This is a genomic window from Clostridium sp. Marseille-P3244 (assembly GCF_900120155.1).
Lineage (GTDB): Bacteria > Bacillota > Clostridia > Lachnospirales > Lachnospiraceae > Mediterraneibacter.
Map to the genome: position 1 here is coordinate 43,842 of NZ_LT635549.1, position 17,487 is coordinate 61,328.

At 50.2% G+C, this 17,487-nt stretch carries 20 protein-coding genes; 2 read left to right on the forward strand and 18 right to left on the reverse strand.

What is annotated here, in order from left to right; genetic code table 11:
* Nucleotides 1-30 precede the first annotated feature (30 nt).
* Both BQ7367_RS01980 and BQ7367_RS01985 read left to right on the forward strand, forming a co-directional pair.
* Complete coding sequence (locus BQ7367_RS01980) at nucleotides 31-1,407, forward strand: UDP-N-acetylmuramoyl-tripeptide--D-alanyl-D-alanine ligase (protein WP_072523966.1); 1,377 nt, start codon at nucleotides 31-33, stop codon at nucleotides 1,405-1,407.
* A gap of 25 nt (nucleotides 1,408-1,432) precedes the next feature.
* A complete protein-coding gene (locus BQ7367_RS01985; RefSeq protein ID WP_072523967.1) occupies nucleotides 1,433-2,242 on the forward strand; it encodes a Cof-type HAD-IIB family hydrolase in 810 nt (269 codons plus the stop codon).
* Between the two features lie 16 nt (nucleotides 2,243-2,258).
* Here BQ7367_RS01985 and BQ7367_RS01990 read toward each other — a convergent pair whose 3' ends face one another.
* From BQ7367_RS01990 to araD, 18 genes are all read right to left on the reverse strand, one after another.
* Nucleotides 2,259-3,188, reverse strand: a complete 930-nt coding sequence (locus tag BQ7367_RS01990; RefSeq protein ID WP_072523968.1) for a DMT family transporter — start codon at nucleotides 3,186-3,188, stop codon at nucleotides 2,259-2,261.
* A gap of 96 nt (nucleotides 3,189-3,284) precedes the next feature.
* Entirely contained in the window at nucleotides 3,285-4,160 is an 876-nt protein-coding gene (gene aroE, locus BQ7367_RS01995; protein ID WP_072523969.1) for a shikimate dehydrogenase, read from the reverse strand.
* A gap of 151 nt (nucleotides 4,161-4,311) precedes the next feature.
* Nucleotides 4,312-4,602: a phage holin family protein gene (locus BQ7367_RS02000; protein WP_072523970.1), complete on the reverse strand. Its 291-nt coding sequence runs from the start codon at nucleotides 4,600-4,602 to the stop codon at nucleotides 4,312-4,314.
* A gap of 78 nt (nucleotides 4,603-4,680) precedes the next feature.
* Entirely contained in the window at nucleotides 4,681-5,502 is an 822-nt protein-coding gene (locus tag BQ7367_RS02005) for a PTS system mannose/fructose/sorbose family transporter subunit IID (protein ID WP_072523971.1), read from the reverse strand.
* A 1-nt stretch (nucleotide 5,503) separates the two neighbouring features.
* On the reverse strand, nucleotides 5,504-6,265 hold the full coding sequence (locus BQ7367_RS02010; protein WP_072523972.1) for a PTS mannose/fructose/sorbose/N-acetylgalactosamine transporter subunit IIC: 762 nt from the start codon (nucleotides 6,263-6,265) through the stop codon (nucleotides 5,504-5,506).
* 60 nt (nucleotides 6,266-6,325) lie between these two features.
* Nucleotides 6,326-6,802 carry a PTS sugar transporter subunit IIB gene (locus BQ7367_RS02015; protein WP_072523973.1) on the reverse strand — a complete coding sequence of 159 codons (477 nt, stop codon included), beginning with the start codon at nucleotides 6,800-6,802 and terminating at the stop codon, nucleotides 6,326-6,328.
* Between the two features lie 22 nt (nucleotides 6,803-6,824).
* Complete coding sequence (locus BQ7367_RS02020) at nucleotides 6,825-7,220, reverse strand: PTS sugar transporter subunit IIA (protein WP_072523974.1); 396 nt, start codon at nucleotides 7,218-7,220, stop codon at nucleotides 6,825-6,827.
* A complete protein-coding gene (locus tag BQ7367_RS02025) occupies nucleotides 7,217-8,380 on the reverse strand; it encodes a MalY/PatB family protein (RefSeq protein ID WP_072523975.1) in 1,164 nt (387 codons plus the stop codon). Before BQ7367_RS02025 ends, BQ7367_RS02020 begins: the two co-directional genes overlap by 4 nt.
* Nucleotides 8,381-8,386: 6 nt before the next feature.
* A complete protein-coding gene (locus BQ7367_RS02030) occupies nucleotides 8,387-9,103 on the reverse strand; it encodes an N-acetylmannosamine-6-phosphate 2-epimerase (RefSeq protein ID WP_072523976.1) in 717 nt (238 codons plus the stop codon).
* 9 nt (nucleotides 9,104-9,112) lie between these two features.
* The gene (locus BQ7367_RS02035; protein ID WP_072523977.1) at nucleotides 9,113-9,835 is read right to left on the reverse strand and encodes a sugar isomerase domain-containing protein; all 723 of its coding nucleotides are present in this window, start codon (nucleotides 9,833-9,835) and stop codon (nucleotides 9,113-9,115) included.
* Nucleotides 9,825-10,364 carry a YcxB family protein gene (locus BQ7367_RS02040; protein WP_159431611.1) on the reverse strand — a complete coding sequence of 180 codons (540 nt, stop codon included), beginning with the start codon at nucleotides 10,362-10,364 and terminating at the stop codon, nucleotides 9,825-9,827. Before BQ7367_RS02040 ends, BQ7367_RS02035 begins: the two co-directional genes overlap by 11 nt.
* A gap of 202 nt (nucleotides 10,365-10,566) precedes the next feature.
* Nucleotides 10,567-11,382 (reverse strand): MurR/RpiR family transcriptional regulator, encoded by an 816-nt coding sequence (locus BQ7367_RS02045; protein ID WP_072523979.1) that lies wholly within the window; start codon nucleotides 11,380-11,382, stop codon nucleotides 10,567-10,569.
* 52 nt (nucleotides 11,383-11,434) lie between these two features.
* Nucleotides 11,435-12,568, reverse strand: coding sequence for a choloylglycine hydrolase (gene bsh, locus BQ7367_RS02050; protein WP_072523980.1), 1,134 nt, complete (start codon nucleotides 12,566-12,568; stop codon nucleotides 11,435-11,437).
* Between the two features lie 72 nt (nucleotides 12,569-12,640).
* Entirely contained in the window at nucleotides 12,641-14,239 is a 1,599-nt protein-coding gene (locus BQ7367_RS02055) for a xylulokinase (RefSeq protein WP_072523981.1), read from the reverse strand.
* Nucleotides 14,236-14,865, reverse strand: coding sequence for an SIS domain-containing protein (locus tag BQ7367_RS02060; RefSeq protein ID WP_072526036.1), 630 nt, complete (start codon nucleotides 14,863-14,865; stop codon nucleotides 14,236-14,238). The genes BQ7367_RS02055 and BQ7367_RS02060 overlap by 4 nt, the downstream gene beginning before the upstream one ends.
* Before the next feature lie 114 nt (nucleotides 14,866-14,979).
* Nucleotides 14,980-16,137, reverse strand: coding sequence for a Gfo/Idh/MocA family protein (locus BQ7367_RS02065; protein WP_072523982.1), 1,158 nt, complete (start codon nucleotides 16,135-16,137; stop codon nucleotides 14,980-14,982).
* 6 nt (nucleotides 16,138-16,143) lie between these two features.
* Nucleotides 16,144-16,830 carry a KpsF/GutQ family sugar-phosphate isomerase gene (locus BQ7367_RS02070; protein ID WP_083588849.1) on the reverse strand — a complete coding sequence of 229 codons (687 nt, stop codon included), beginning with the start codon at nucleotides 16,828-16,830 and terminating at the stop codon, nucleotides 16,144-16,146.
* Nucleotides 16,787-17,479 carry an L-ribulose-5-phosphate 4-epimerase AraD gene (gene araD, locus BQ7367_RS02075; RefSeq protein ID WP_072523984.1) on the reverse strand — a complete coding sequence of 231 codons (693 nt, stop codon included), beginning with the start codon at nucleotides 17,477-17,479 and terminating at the stop codon, nucleotides 16,787-16,789. The genes BQ7367_RS02070 and araD overlap by 44 nt, the downstream gene beginning before the upstream one ends.
* Nucleotides 17,480-17,487: the final 8 nt, after the last annotated feature.

The window sequence follows — 17,487 nt, forward strand, 5'->3', positions numbered from 1 at the left end:
TAAATCCGGATATCAGAAAGGACTGTTTTTATGAAACATATGTCTTTACAGGAGATCACCACCGCCTGCGGCGGTACATACTGCGGCAGCAGCTCACTGACGGCCCGGCAGGTCAGCAGTGTTGTCATTGACAGCCGAAAGGCAGAGAAAGGAAGCCTGTTCATAGCCATTCGGGGAGCCCGTGTGGACGGCCACAGTTTTATTCCCCAGGTGATGGAAAACGGTGCGCTGTGCGCCGTGTCGGAGCAGGACCTGGGCGAGGTTCCTTATCCGTACATCAAAGTGGATTCCTGCCAGCAGGCATTAAAAGATATCGCAGAACACTACCGCCGCTCAATGGATATCAAGGTGGTGGGCATTTCCGGAAGTGTGGGAAAGACCAGCACAAAGGAGATGATTGCTTCTGTACTCGGCAGGAAATACAATGTCCTTAAGACCGAGGGTAATTTCAACAATGAGATCGGGCTTCCCCTCACAGTGTTCCGTATACGGGAAGAGCACCAGATTGCTGTCCTGGAAATGGGGATCAGTGATTTTGGGGAAATGTCCCGGCTGGCAAAAATCGCCCGTCCCGATATCTGTGTGATCACCAATATCGGTGCGGCTCACCTGGAAAATCTTGGCTCCAGAGACGGGATCCTGAAGGCCAAGACGGAGATGTTTGACTATATGGATCCGAACGGCGCTGTCATCCTGAATGGAGATGACGATAAACTTCGCGGATTTATCCCGTCCAACGGCATATCTCCCGTCTATTTTGGTCTGGATGGATCCTGTCCATTCCATGCGGAACACATTGTAAGCCAGGGCCTGAAAGGAACCGATGCTGAATTTGTCACGCCGGTTTCCCGGTTCCGGGCTCATATCCATATTCCCGGAAGCCACATGGTGTACAATGCTCTTGCCGCAATTGCCGTCGGATATTCTCTTCATATGACAGATGCTGAAATTGCCGCCGGTATCGAGGCCAATCTGCCCATCTCCGGACGCAACAATCTGATCGAAACAGAACGTTATACAATCATAGACGACTGCTACAACGCCAACCCTGTTTCTATGAAAGCCTCCCTTGATGTACTGTCCTGCGCGGACACCAGAACGGTTGCCATCCTTGGCGATATGGGGGAACTGGGGACCGATTCGGCCAAGATGCATCGCAGTGTGGGCGTTCACGCTGTAGATGCGGGGATCGACGTTCTAGTCTGTATCGGCCCCCTCGCCTCAGAAATTGCCCATGGAGCTCAGGAATCAGCCGGAGAAAAGAATTTCCCGATGGAAATCCATATTTATGACGGGAAAGAAGACTTTCTGGAGGAAGCTGAAACCATTCTTGAACCGAATGACACTGTTCTTATAAAAGCATCACATATGATGGAATTTTCTGAGCTTGTCAAGAGACTGCAATGATATACTGTTTGGAGGAACTACATTTATGAAATATCAGGTTCTCGCACTTGACCTGGATGGTACGCTCACCAATTCCAGAAAAGAGATCACAGCCCCTACCAGGGAGGCGCTTCTTGACATACAGAAAAACGGAAAGACCGTCGTTCTGGCCAGCGGACGCCCGATCAACGGCGTGGCCCCACTGGCGGAAGAGCTGCAGATGGCCCGTTTCGGCGGCTATACTCTTTCTTTTAACGGAGCCCGCATTACGAAATGTTCCACCGGAGAAATCATTTATAACCGCACTCTCCCACCGGAGGTCATCCGGCCGGTCTGGGAATATGTCAGGACTTTCCCCGGGCTGGATATCATTTCATATACAGATACCAAGATCATCTCCGGGATCAGACCCAATCAGTATGTAGAGATTGAATCCGGGATCAACAGTATGGAAATCATTCAGGTGGAAAATTTCCCCGAATTTTTTAATTTCCCAGTAAACAAACTTCTGATCTCGGGCGATCCCCAGATTGTTTCGGGCCTCATCGATCCTTTACGGGAAACCTATCACGGACTCCTGAATATCTATCTGTCGGAACCGTTTTTTCTCGAGATCATGCCCCGCAACGTGGACAAGGCCCAGTCTCTCCAAAAGCTTCTGAACAGCATCGGCCTTACGGCAGATGAAATGATCTGCTGCGGAGACGGTTATAATGATCTGTCCATGATCGAATATGCCGGCCTTGGAGTGGCAATGGAGAACGCCCAGCCGGTTCTGAAAGAGACCGCTGATTTCATCACACGCTCCAACGACGAGGACGGCATCCTGCACGTAATCGACCTGTTTATGAGATAGAATCATCATACGAATTTTATTTGTCTGCAGCTCTAATTTCAGGGCTGCATTTTTGTACCACTTTTTTCTTACCCGGGATCTGCGCCAGGATCACTGCGGTAAACATAAGGGCACATCCAAACAGTTCTCTGCCTGACATCTGTTCCCCCAGGATGACCCAGCCGGTCAGCGCGGAAAATACAGACTCCAGGCTGAGCAGCAGGCAGGCCACTGTGGGATCTGTGTTTTTTTGCGCGATGATCTGAAGGGTATAGGCTACCCCGGAGGACAGGACTCCCGCATAGATGAGCGGCATCCATGCCGCTGTGACTTGGCTGTTCATTGGCTGTTCACTTACGAACATAGGAATTCCGCACAAAATCCCGCTGACAAAAAACTGAATACAGGAAAGACAGACTCCGTCCACCTTCGGGGCGAAATAGTCAATAACAAGGATATGAACAGAAAATACGATTGCACATAAAAATACAAGAAGATCTCCCCGGGATATGGATAATCCATCTGTGATACAGAGAAAATACATGCCTGCCACGGCAAGCGCCACTCCGAACCATACCCGGATCCCGGCTCTTTTCCCAAGGAACAGACCCAGGATCGGAACGATCAGGATATACAGCGCCGTGATAAATCCGGCCTTGCCCGCTGTGGTGTACATAATACCGATTTGTTGGAGAGAACTGGCTGCGGCGAGTGCTATGCCACAGCACAATCCTCCAATGATCAAGGTCTTCCTGTCTCCCGTATGTCTGTCTTCTCCCTTTGTGTCTGCTTTTCTTTTTCGGATAAATATCACCGGCAGCAAAGTAATGCCGCCCATAATACTTCGGATCGAATTGAAAGTGAATGGCCCTAAATAGTCCATGCCCACACTCTGCGCGACAAATGCACTTCCCCAGATAAACGCGGTCAGAAGCAGAAGTAGATTATTTGTTGAACTGCGTTTCATGTACGGTCTCCTTTGGATGAATTGTCTGATAATTTTGAGAAATGGGGACAGGCACTTTTTAAAAAGTGCCTGTCCCCGTTCACAGTTTTTTCACAATTACTCAAAAAACTTCTCCATCACTTCCTGTGCAGGCATCTTCTGTCCTGTAAACAGTTCAAATGCAGCAGCACCCTGCCACAGAAGCATTCCGATGCCGCCTACCGCTGCGCGGCACCCTGCCTCTTTCGCCTTTTTCAACAGCAGAGTCTCTCTGGGATTATAGACAACATCCGCCACTGCCAGATCTTTATGCAGAAATTCTGCCGGCACCGGCATCACATCCTCCAGCGGACTCATCCCGGCACGTGTCGCATTGACCAGGATATCACTTTCTGCGATGGCCTTTTCCAGCGCCTCCCGGTCATCCAGGTCCTCAATATATACATTTCCGATCTCTGGAACCGCTTTCTTTATTTTCTCTACCGTCCGCTGACCGTTTGCATAAAACTCATCCTTTCGGTTGAAGACAGCGATCTCGGCAGCTTTATCCAGAGCTGTCTGAACTGCGATAGCCGTGGCTGCTCCTCCGGTCCCGATCAGCACGATCTTTCTTCCGGATACCTCAATGCCGTGTTCCTGCAGATTGCGGACAAATCCGGTGCCGTCCGTGATATGCCCGGTCATCGTCCCGTCAGATTCAAACACCACAGTATTGCAGGCTCCCACCAGTTCTGCCGCAGGAGACAGCCTGTCCACAAGACGGGCCACCGCTGTTTTATCCGGCATCGTTACATTAAAGCCGCCCGCGTGAAGTGTGCGGAGCGCGCGGACGGCATCCTCCGTCTTCTCAAGCGGCACATCAAAGGCCAGATAAGCCGCGTCTATCCCCAGCTTTTCAAAGCTGTAATTGTACATCGCCGGTGATCCTGAATGTCCCACCGGTGATCCGATAAGTCCGTAGAGTTGTGTATGTCCTGTGATCCTTCTTTCCATTGTGAACCAGCCTCCTGAACCGGAAAAATATTTCTCCTGTTTTTCAAGTACCAAATGCAGATACAGTATAACACAGAGGGAAAAACTCTTCAATACTTTAAAGTGTGAAGATTTTAAAGTGACACATTGACAAATATTCCACGATTTTTTCTTACGATTTCTTTCCGATCTGCCCGATGATCTGTTTTACATAGGTGCTCACTCCGGCCACAACAATTCCCTGCGTAACCGCCGTAAACGCAGCCATTGCCACGTCTCTGGGACCGCCGCATTCGCAGGTGGCAAACACATAAAGTGAACAGATCAGGATTCCGGCCAGGCCTGTAATAAACAGAATATATTTCTCCTGTATCACAGAACTTTTCCGCAATGCCATATCAAGAAAATAAAGCGCCAGAGCAACCACGATCAGTTCCGGCTTGATATAATCTGTGATCTCCATAAAAATCCCCCTTTCACCGCACACAGTAAAATATATGCGAAAAGGGGGATTTCTGTGTTTTGTTACATAACGGAGATTTTAACTTGCCACGACAATGATTTTTGTCAGTCCCGTTATGATAGCAATTATGATAAATACGATAAATACTCTCGTAATCTTCCAGTTCTTTTTATCCAGAAGGTACCAAGCCAGCAATGTCAGGGCCAGCGGAAGCAGTCCGGGCATGATGCTGTCCAGGATGCTCTGCAGTGAGTATTCTACGTCAGAGGTCGTATACACAAGACCTGAAGGAGCACTGACATATTGGGCGGAAATGGCCCCCACCACGATCAGGCCGACTACATTAGCGGCACGGGTGATCGCGTCTTTCCTTCCACCTGCAAAGAGGAACTCTGTTGCGTTGATCCCGAGTTTATATCCTCTGGAAAACAAAAGCCATGTTACGGGAATAATGATTCCGAGCCACGCGACCATATAGAAGATCGGTCCCGAGATGCTTCCGCTGGTCGCCGACAGCCCCATCGCAATGGAGAGAAGGATCGGACGCAGCGTTCCTCCGATAAGGGAATCTCCCATCCCTGCAAAAGGTCCCATCAGCGCGGTCTTTGTGCTCTGGATCAGTTCGTCAGGAATGTCCTCGCCTTCAGCCCGCTTTTCTTCCATACCCAGAACAATACCGGGAACAATGGCGCCCATCGCCTCCTCCGTATTGAAAAACTGTGTATGTCTCTCCATCAGTGCCTTCTGCTCTTCCGGATCATCGTACAGTTTGCCGGCCACCAGTCCCATCATCCTTACAAAAGCCGGGGCCATCATACGTTCCATGTTCTGGCATCCAAGTGCAAAGGTAAGCCAGTTGACATAACATTTCCGAATATCTTTTTTATTAAGTTTTGCCATGTTAGTTTACCTCCTCTGCTTTCTGTGTACCTTTGTAGTCAATGTAGGCGATAAACAGCGCGATCACCGTAATCGGCACGATCGGCATGTTCAGGACAGCCATCAGGATAAATCCTACGAGTACAAATAAGAGCTCAATGTTCTTCTTAAGTGTGAACTTGATCAGCAGACCAAATCCGACTGCCGGAAGGATGCCTCCAAGTACCTGGAAGATTGTTCCCAGCCACTCGGGTATCATCTCGATCACTCCCGAAATATAGTCAGCTCCGAAGTAGCATGCCAGGAAGATCGGGAAAAAGCGGACTACAAATTCTGAAATATTGGCATAAATCGGAATGCGGGCAGCCTGTTTTAATTTGCCCTCCGCGATCCATTTCTCCTGCTTGTGTACGAACACTGCGTTAAAAGTAGCCACACCGTAGATCGCGACCACACCCATAAGGCTTAAAGGTACGGAGATGCCAACCGCATACTCCGGTGTGGCGTTTGCTGCCAGAGCCAGCGGAATGCCGATATAGGACGCAAAGTTTACGTCGCCCGGAACGGACATTCCCGGTGTGACCAGCCCCACATACAGCGCCTGGATAGCGGCACCGATAAGAATTCCGTTTTTCACATCTCCCATAATGAGTCCAATGATCGCTCCCGCTACGATTGGACGGCCGATTCCATTCCAGCCTCCGATCGTACCGAAAAGAAATGTTCCGTAAATAGAGCCAAGATATCCTAAAAGTGCGATTAATAATGCTTGAATAAGTGACATATTGTCCTCCTCTCTGAATTATTTCACTTCATCTCATGTTATTTTTATTTCATCCCGGATTTATTTCACATCGTTCCACTCGATCTCTTTCTCCCCGGGCACCTGCTGAAAGTAGACTCGAACTCCCATGTCCGTCAATGCATTGCAGGCATCCTTCTCTCTGTCAAGAAGGAAGGAGAAAAAAGTTGCCTTTGTGGTCTCTCTCCGATTGCTCATGGGTCCGATGTTCAGTGCCTTTGGAAGTTTGTCGGTCCTTTTCTGCAGCTCTAACGCTACCACCGGATCTTTCACGAGCACCAGTGTGCTGTCGCCTGACTCCGCTGACGCCTCCACTGCGGGCACAGCTGTATCCACATCATGGGCTTCCAGTTTCACTGTCGGCGGCACCGACATTTTATAAATGTTACTCATCACAGGATTGGAAGCAGTAAACGGATCCACCAGGATAATGTGATCGATCTTGTAATCATTCAGAACTTTCACGATACACTGCCCATGAATCAGTCGATCGTCGCATCTTAAAATTGTAATTGCCATAATATCCTCCTTTCTGTTTTCCCTATATCAATTCTTCTTTTGTGATCCATCGGAAAGCTTCTCCGGCAGTCTGCTCAATGCTGCCGCGAAGATCTTCCCCGTCAGCCGCTGTACGGCTCATGACAAAATCGAGCAATATCGGCAGGCTGACTCCTGTGATCACTTCATAATCCTCCTGGGAAGCAAGCATGCATCCGGCATTGCACGGGGTAGCCCCGAACATGTCACAGAACAGCCAGATCTTTTTACAAGACATGGCCTTTGCAGCTTCCCGGATCTTCTCCATCAGCGTCTCCATGCCATCTCCTTCTCTGAGGCCGATCGCCGCGAGATCTTCCTGCTTTCCCGCGATCATCTCGACCGCTTCTTTCAGGCCCTCGGCAAATCCTGCATGTGTGACAATGATCCCTCCTGTCATATCGTCCTCCTTTCCTGCATCATCCTATCAATCCTGAGTAATGCTTCGTTTAATATTTTCTTTGGGCACGCAAAGTTCAATCGAACATATTCCTCTGCGTCCGGATGAAAATCTGTACCTTTGTTCAGAGCAACACGGGCCTCTTTTATCAGTCTTTCATATATATCGGGGACCCCGGAAAATCTCAGCCAGTAAAAATAGGTTCCCTCGGGCTCATATCCCTCTACCCACTGTCTGTCTTTCACAAACTGCGTGACAATGGCCCGGTTCTCTTTCAGATAATCCAACAGTTTCTCCTGCCACTCCTGTGATCTTAAATAGGCTGCTTTCACCGCCTCCATGGCAAACAGATTGATACTGCTGATCCCGATGACCGCCGCGTATTTCCGAAAGCGTTCCCGCATCTTCGTATTCTTGATAAACACTGCGGAAATCTTGATCCCTGCCAGGTTAAATGCTTTTGTAGGAGCGACACAGCAGATGGTGTTCTCCTTTGCGTAGGAACTGGCCATCATAATGGAGGAAAACTGGTGTCCCGGGTAAATAAAATCATTGTGAATTTCATCAGATATGATCAGCAGCTGATGCCTTTCACACAGATCCGAGATTGCCTGAAGTTCCTCTTCATCAAAAATCCTTCCGGTAGGATTATGTGGATTACACAGAAGCAGAGCCCTGCAGCGGGATGCGTATCTTTCTGCCGCTTCCATATCCGGAACAACTCTGTCCTCCTTATGTTTCATATCCACATAAACCGGAATCCGGCCTGTATTTTCCACCGCGTCCACAAACGGATGATAGCAGGGACGAAAGATCATGATCCCGTCTCCCTCCGCTGTAAAAAGGTTCAGCGCTGCCGTGACCGAGTACATCACTCCCGTTGAAAGGATGACATCTTCTTCCTCTACATCGAAACCATGGTGCTCCCGAAACCGGTCGGCAAATAGTCTGTAATACTGCCTGCCTCTGTCCGTATATCCGTAGATCGGATGAGAAGCTCTCCTGATCAGTGCCTCTCTGATGGCGTCACTGACTGGGAAATCCATATCCGCCAGCCACAGCGGAAGAAGGTCTTCATCCTGGTACTGCATCCGCAGCCTGTCCCATTTTGTGGACTCAGTTCCCTTGCGGTCAATGACTTTGTCGAAATCTACAGGCATATCCTCTCACCTGCCTCTCTTCATGTTTTCCACCAGATACCGGGTCGTCTTCATCGGATTCGTGATCGCGCTTCCGATGGTTACCATATCCGCGCCGCATTCCCAGACACGGTTCAGCTGTTCCAGATTCCAGATCCTCCCCTCTCCATTTACGAAACATCCCGTATGCTCCTTAAGGTCTCTGATCAACTGGTAATCCGGCTCCAGACCACTCTTCTCCTTTGTTTCTGCTGTATAGCCGCTGAGAGTAGAGGAGATGATATCGAACCCCATTTCCGCACATGCGACTCCTTCTTCCAGAGTTGCCAGATCTGCCATAAGCGGCACCTCCGGGAACTCTTCCTTCAGCCGTTTTACAATATCCTCCAGTTTCTCTCCGCCGGGTCTTTCCCGCAGGGTCCCGTCCAGCGCCACAATATCGCACCCGGCCTCTATAACTGCTTTTGCCGATTCATAAGTGGGAGTGATAAATACAGAGTGATACATGTCAAAATTATCTCCATCTATCACTTTATTGATGCCGATCAGCGGTACATCTGTCAGCTTTCTTATCTCCTGGATCGCTTCCGGCCAGCATGCTCTCAGGCCTTCCGCGCCGCCTTTCAGTACACATCTGGCCAGCGTCTCCATATTTTCAGTCCCATACAGAGGGTTATCTTCATAGGCCTGGCATGAGACCACCAGTTTTCCTTTTAATCCGTCTAATAGTTCCTGTTTCTTCATATAATTCTCCTAATACTGCCGGGTATACTTCGCAAAATATTCATCGTTCACATGTTCTGTGCCCTCGCTGTTCAGGCTGACAAACACAGGGGGCTTTTTCCCTGCTTCCATGATGTATTCTGCGCACTGTACACTGATAGCCTGTACGATAAAAGCGTTTGCCATGGATGAAGTAGGACAGACAGCCGTGTCCAGTCCTTCCATTTTTAACGCGCAGTCTCCGGGAACTCCACAGTTGTCGATCACCACATCCGCAATATCCAGAAGATGCTTCCCACTGGCGTGCCGGGATGTAGTCGCGTTGGAGTGGGCCACACTTGTGATACCGATGACCTTGGCACCTCTTTTTTTCGCCTCCAGGGCCAGCTCAATAGGATAAGCATTTCGTCCGGAATTTGACGCGATCAACACTACATCATCTTCCTGAATATGATAAAGTTCCGCCAGGATCTCTGCATATCCGCTCAGACGCTCAATAAAAGAACTCTTTGTCGGATGCTCGTTCAACGTCAGCTCCGTGGTAAGGATCGGTTTCACAAAAGCCAGTCCGCCGGCTCTTCCGTAGAATTCCTCAGACACTGTATGGGAATGTCCGCTGCCGCTGACAAAAAACGTATGCTCTCCCACAAAACAGTCTGCGATCATTTTTGCCGCGGTGTCCAGGGCTTCACTCTGTGTCTCCTGAATCTTTTTCACGACAGAAATGCCTGTTTCAAATACTTCATTGATCATGTCTCTCCTCCTTCGTCTTTCTTTGCATACAGTTCTCCATTACTGATACGTAAAAACGACGCCAGCTGTCCTTGTCAGGAAAGATTCTTTTTGGTATAATAAGGACCTCTTTTGTCTTCAGAGTGAGTATCAGCAGCCTCTGGAACTGGATGCAGTGTGTTACCAGCTCATATGGATATGTTTTTTCCCTCCCTCTGCTCTCGTACCGGATCTGGCTGTCATCAAAACTGAGATGGATCTTCTCATAGGACCGGCCCTCCTTTTTCAGCTTTCTTAAAATCTGCCGTTTCAGGATGCCGTCCATGAACAGCCCGCTGAATATCAGCCACACGATACAGACGCTAAGGACCAGAATAATCTGAGCCATCTTCTGATCCAGCCGGAATAGAATCGCCCCGCCCAGGACGATTATGCAGACAAGCCATCGGACCACTGCCTTCTGCCTCTTGACAGAAACTGTCTGTGCTTTCTGGAAGGTCAGATAAGAACTATAATCATTTACGTTTAACTGATATGATATCTCGTTCACAGGCTCACCGCTTTCCACTTTTTGGATTTTACTCCACTTTTTTAAAACTTTATGAAATTTGCTCCACATCTGCATAATAGCATACTTTAGCCATCATGTAAATACATAAAATCAATTTTTTCTATCTTTTTTGCACAAAAAAAGACTGTCCCGCCGACGAAATTCGTCAGGTGTAACAGTCTTTTTACGCTGAAAGTCTGAATCAGTCGTTAATCTTATTCATAACAGAACGGGCGATCTTCTCACGCGGTTTTGCAGTATCATCAATATATCGGATGGCATAGCCGCTGATGACCAGATCCAGAAGGAACATCTGGGAGACCATGGTAGAAAATGTCCCCGCGTTTACCACATTCGTCTTCCCATAACTGATCAGTACGCAGTCCCCCAATTTCGCCAGAGTGGAATGGATGTGGTTGGTTATGACAATGATCCTGGCTCCCGCCTCCTTCGCCAGCGACACCGCTTCTATCAGGTCCTTCGTCTCTCCGGACACAGAGACCGTGATGATCAGTGAATTTTCGTCACACAGGCTGGCCTGCATGCTCTGAACGTGAGAGTCCGTGACTGCTTTTGTCCTTTTTCCAAAACGGAACAGCCTTGCCTCACCCATGGACGCCGACAATCCGCTGGTCCCGATCCCGAAGAAATAGATATCCTCCGCTTTCCGGATCATCTCCACCGCCAGATCGATCTGTTTCTGAGAGACCATCTCATCCGTCATCTCAATGGTGTTGATCAGGTTGCGCTTGATATCCTCCCGTTTTCCCTCAGAAGGATCATTCGCCTCCGTGCTTTCCACCGCCAGAGTAAACTTCAGCTCCTGGAAGCCTTTCAGATCGATCTTCCTGCAGAAGCGGACGATCGTGGCCTCTCCTACTCCCAGCATCGAAGAAAACTCTGCCAGAGTAATATGCTCGATCCCTTCCTTCCTGTGTTCCAGAATATAGTCCGCCACCTTCCTTTCCGACTTGGTAAAAGTCGGATAACACGTTTCAATACTCCCTATGGTCTGCATATCAATACAATCTCCTGAATCTCTTTTTTCAGGGATACCGCCGGGGCTCCACCTAAGTCTCCTTCTTCGGCCTGCCGTTCCCGCCCGATGGTCCTGTCTGATTTAAATTGTACTCCATGCATTTTTCTTTTTCAACTGATTCGTTCTGCCACTTTATATTCTGTTCTGTTTCCAGCCCATATCCGATCAGTTTTTTTCCATCCGTACCGGCATTCTCCAGTCTTACCGCATTGATCTGACTGTTCTCGTACGTCCTGTAATAATATACTCCGGTGCGGACATTGACACAGCAGGAATAGACTGTTATGTCACACCTGCCCTCCTCTGTATACACAGATCCCCTCGTCATGGCCACACCATCCAGAATGTGGAAAAACTGGGATACATTGGACATCTCATCCTGAGCGCACACGGAATTCCACTTCAGGAACGCGGCCCGGATAAACCGGGAAGCAGAAGAGGGATCCCCCGGAAGCCCCAGGGCTCCCATTCCCTGGGAGTACGGCGCAAGCCGAAGCGTCTTCTTTTCCATTTCCGTCTCCGGATCCCGGCCCCCGGCAAACCGCGGGACAGGAGGTCCGGAAGTAAGATTCAGATAGTTGTTCAAATTAGTAGAATGATATTCAAAAGGCGGATTATTGGTCAGCACACCGACCGGATTTTCATAGATCTTAAGTCCTCCTTCCATCTGTTCCAGAACCAGGCACTGTTCCCGATCCGCCAGCATCCAGTGCAGCGGAGCCGGAGGCATATCCGCCGAAAAGGCGTCATCCGTAATATTGAGTGTCCGAAGCTGTTCCTGTGCCTCACGGACCGTGCCACAGGTTCCCAGGATCCACGGGATCAGCTCAAAGGAAGCCAGATTCCTGCCGCCCTCTGCCGGCTTCCTGTAACAGGCGCTGCCGGGAAAGTTCAGTCCCGCCATGCACAGCCCTTTCTCATTGACCGCCTCTGCATAGAGCGGAAACGGGGAAGTCCCCCCGCCGCTCTTTTTTCCGGCGGTTGTCATACCGGCCGATGACGCCATCCCGATCATCGCGTAATGGGCCGCCTGATCCGGAGCATGGCGGAATTGAAGATGGAAATTCCTGGGAGTCACGACGATCTGCTCTCCAAAGGAATACTCCAGATCCAGGTTCCTTCCAAAATAAAAGTCTCCGTTTTCAAAAGTAATACATGTACACATAAAATGTCCCTCCCGGAATGATCTCTGTCTCTCATTCTGACCGGAAGGGACATCTCTGTCAAGCACCCATTCTTATTCTGTTTTTATTTTTTCGACAGCGGTCCTTTCAATATCCAGCCCCGCCCGGAATCTTTCCATAAAAGTACAAAATCCCCTGCTTTCTCCGCCATCCGGTTGTATCACGGTTCCTTCCGCTCCCCGGAAGACTTTCTGCTCCAGATAATCTGCCAGCGTCTCCCCCAGCTCCCGGCAGATCATATAGGACGCCAGGACCGCAATCCCCCAGGCACCTCCTTCGCCTGCGGTGGCCATGACTTTTACGGGCACCTCCAGGGCATCCGCCATGATCTTCTGAGTGGTCCCTTTCGTCTTGAAGAATCCGCCGTGCCCGACGATAACATCTACTTTTACGCCTTCTGCCGCCAGGATATCCATCCCGATTTTAATGGTTCCCAGCGAAGCATACAGATTCGTCTTCATAAAATTGGCCAGATCAAACCGGCTTTCCGGAGTGCGGATAAACATCGGCCTGCCGTCTTCCAGCCCGGTGATATGTTCTCCGGACAGATAGTTGTAAGCCAGCATGCCCCCGCCGTCGGGCTCTCCTTCCATTGCCTTGTTATACAGGATCCGGAAAATATCCTCTCTTTTTATCTGCAGTCCCGCGGCTTCGGCAAACTCCCGGAAAAGCCCGATCCAGGAATTCAGGTCGGAGGTCAGATTATTGCAGTGTACCATTGCTACCAGATGGCCGTCCGGAGTCACCACCTGGTCGATCTCCGGGTATACTCTGCTCAGCTCTTTTTCCAGAACCAGCATGGCGAAGACAGAAGTTCCTGAGGAAATATTTCCAGTGCAGGGCCTGATGCTGTTGGTCGCCACCATTCCCGTTCCCCCGTCACCTTCCGGCGGACAGAAAGGAATTCCCGCCTCCAGTGTACCGGACGGATCAAGAAGTCTGGCTCCTTTTTCTGTCAGTTCCCCGGCATTTTCTCCCACGTCTACGATCTCCGGAAGAATATCTCCCAGTTTCCACGGATACCCTTTTCCCCGGATTGCTTCCTGGAACTTACCGATCATCGTACTGTTAAACTTCCGGGTCTTCAGATCAATGGGGAACATTCCGGACGCTTCGTTAAGCCCCACTGCCTTCCGGCCCGTCAGCTTCCAGTGCACGTACCCCGCCAGCGTGGTCATAAACGCGATCCGGGGCACATGGGGCTCCTCATTTAAGACAGCCTGATACAGGTGGGCGATACTCCACCGCTGGGGGATCGGATAATGGAACAGCTCCATAAGCTCCTCCGATGCTTCCTTTGTGATCGTATTTCTCCATGTCCGGAACGGTACCAGCTGATTTTCCGCTCTGTCGAACACCATGTATCCGTGCTGCATGGCGCTGATCCCGATGGCTCCGATTTTCGTAAGTTCCGCCCCGTACTGACCTTTCACCTGTTCTTTCAGATTCTGATAGCTCCCCTGAAGTCCCTTCCAGACATCCTCAAGAGAATAAGTCCATATCCCGTCCAGGATCTGATTTTCCCATTCAAAACTTCCCACGGCAAGGACGTTCGTCTCAAGATCCGTGAGTACCGATTTTATGCGTGTTGACCCCAACTCGATTCCCAGAACGGTTCTTCCGTGTTCTATCTCATACTTTTTCTCGTTCATAACATCACACCTTCACTTCGAAGAATATCACCGACCCCGCCGCCGGTATGGATCAGATAAAACTCTTCCTTTGTATACCCTGTCTCTTCCATGGCAAGAAATGCTGCCGCGTCAAATGCCGAAATAAACGCCAGCGTGCTGGCCGAGGAAATGATCCCCCATTCATCCGGTTCTTTACCGATATCAATCCGGAGAACAATATCACTTTCCTTCCCAAGCCGGGAGTCCTCGTTTTCTGTCACCCCGATAACTGTCAGGCCCTTTTTATGTGCCGCGGTCAGATAATTTAATATTTCCTGTGTGTTCCCGCTCTTGCTGAAGAGGATCAGGATATCTCCCTGCTGCATGGCTCCCATTCCGCCGTGGACCGAATCCGCAGGTGATAGGAAAAATGCGGGAATCTCTACGACACACAGCGTGTGGGCAACCCGCCTGGCCGCCATCCCCGCGGTGCCACATCCGGCCAGGATCACCTTCTTACTGTTCTTCTTCACCGAACAGAGCAGTTCTGTGATCCGGCACAATACAGAATAGTCAATCTCCCCGGCCATTTTCAGGATCGCGTTTCCCTCGTCCTGTATCACTTCTTTTAATCTTGCCTGTCTTCTCTCTTCCGTCTGTCCCAAAATCTCTTTCCTCCACTGAAATGCTTTCCGAAATATAGCCCGTTCTTCCACAAAAAGACTCCTGAACGGGCAAAGCGGCCCGCTGTTTCCCGCAGCAGACCGCCCAAGATCAGACTAGTTCACTTTTACCCACACATTGCCCTGTTCCTGGCTGTCTACACAGGCATTGAAGAATTTCACTCCGTCTACGCCCATGTCGATCGTCGGATAACCATAATCGTCCTCGTTGATCTCTTTTCCGTCCATTTTATCGTAGATCGCGTCGCAGAAGGAACGGTAGATATTGCCGAACGCCTCTGTCAGTCCCTCCGGATGTCCCTTGGGTGTCCGGACATATTTCAGTGATTCTTCCGTACAGTAAGTACTTCCTCTGGAAATTCTCTCCATTGGTTTGTTTCTCGGCCGGAGAATCAGATAGTTGTTGTCCTCCTGCCAGAATTCCATGGATCCCTTCTCGCCCAGAAGCATGACTTTAAAGGCATTGTCATATCCTACAGCCACCTGGGATCCCCAGAAGAACCCGGATGCCCCGTTCTCATATTTTACGATTACCTGGAAGTTGTTGTCCAGCATGGTGCCGGCGCCGACCGCTTCCAGATTAGCCAGTACTTTATCGATCTTCAGTCCCGTTACAAACTCCACCCAGTTCTGCATGTGGGACCCGATATCTCCAATGGACGCTCCTCTTCCAGACATTTCCGGGATCGAACGCCATGTCTTTTCATCTTCTGTCTCTTTCTCAAGCGCGTCTACGAGCCAGTCCTGGGGATACTCAACCACGACCGTCCGCAGATCTCCGATAACTCCTTTCCTGTACAGCGCCCTTGCCTCCCGGGACATCAGATGGCCGGTAAACGTATGGGTCAGACAGAAAAGTGTCTTTGTCTTCTCAGCTGTCTTCTTCAGATCTTCAGCTTCCTCCGGGGTCAGGCACAGAGGTTTGTCACATGCCACATGGATCCCCTTCTCCAGAAAAGCCTTCGCCGCCGGATAGTGGAAACAGTTGGGGGTACAGATCACGACAAAATCAATACCGTCCTCTCTGGCTGCTTCTGCTTCGGCCATTTCCTCATGGGACCGGTAGATCCTGTCCGGATTTACACCAAGCTCTGCTCCCACTGTTTTTGACTTTTCAAAGTCATGAGAGAAGGATCCTGCCACCAGATCCGCGTCATTGTTCAGGCGAAGAGCATTCCTGTGGATCACTCCCACACTGCCCTGCGAGCCTCCCCCTACCATTCCGTATCTCAAACGTCGTCTCTTGTCTGCCATAATATCTCAAGCTCCTTTCTTCTCTCCAAATTTTATAACATCCGTCTCTTCTGATAATTTTTCTCCGACCGCTCCGCCCGGATGGATCATGGCGAAATCTTCTCTGGAGAACCCGGTCTTCTGCATCACGCATACAGCGATGGCATCCATCACAGAGATGACGGACAGTGTGCTGGCAGTAGCCAGCATATTGAATTCATCCGGCTCTCTGTCTACCCTGACTTTCAGCCAGATGCCGCACACATCGGTCAGAGGTGTTCCATCCTTCTCTGACACTGCTACCGTCGCCGCGCCTCTCTCATTACAAATGCGTGCCAGCCGGACCAGTTCCGGCGTAGCGCCTCCCTTTGACAGAAACACCGCCACGTCTCCCGCCGCGACTACGCCCAGACCGCCATGGGGCGCGTCTGCCGGATTGAGATAGACAGCCGGACGGTCGATACAACAGAGTGTATGGGCGATCTTTTTCGCCGCGGCTCCGGAAGTACCGCATCCTGTGACAAGGATCTTGCCACGGCAGTCACAGAACAGATCCACCACTTTCGCGGCGGCATCCATGTCGATCACGTTCAGCTGATCCATAACAGCTCTGCTCTCCGCAGTGATCACATTTTTGATTATTGTCTCTATATTGATCATTTCCATACCTCTATTCCTGTCCGTAGTAAGCGTCCTCTCCGAATTTTCTGTCATAATGCTTTTTCAGCTGAGCGCTTCCCAGTTCCTTCGTTCCGGAATCCGCCGCCATTTTTGTAAACAGATCCATCTTGGCCACATTTTCCAGCACGATGGCGTTGTGCAGCGCGTCGGAAGCGGAACTTCCCCATACGAACGGCCCATGGCCTTTCACCAGAACAGCCCGCATTACCTCAGGATCAATGTCCCGGAAGGTCTCCACAATAACTTCCCCTGTGCTTTTTTCATAATCCGCCTTGACCTCATCCGGTGTCAGCTCCCGCGTTACCGGGATCACGCCCGGGAAATAATCCGCATGGGTCGTTCCATAGCAGGGAATCCCGGCCCCGATCTGGGCCCACACAGCCGCGAAAGTAGAATGGGTATGTACGATCCCATGGATATTTTTAAAATTCCGGTACAGTACCAGATGTGTCGGGAGATCGGTTGACGGGTGAAGTTTTCCCTCCACGACATTTCCCTCCGGATCTACAACAACAAGATCATCCTCGGTCATGATGTCATACCGGACTCCGCTTGCCTTGATCACGATCAGCCCTGTTTCCGGATCCCGGCCCGAGACATTTCCCCACGTCAGCACGACCAGATTCTCTGTCTGCAGGCGCTTGTTGGCCTTAAGAACTTCTGTCTTTAATTGTTCAAGCATATTGAATT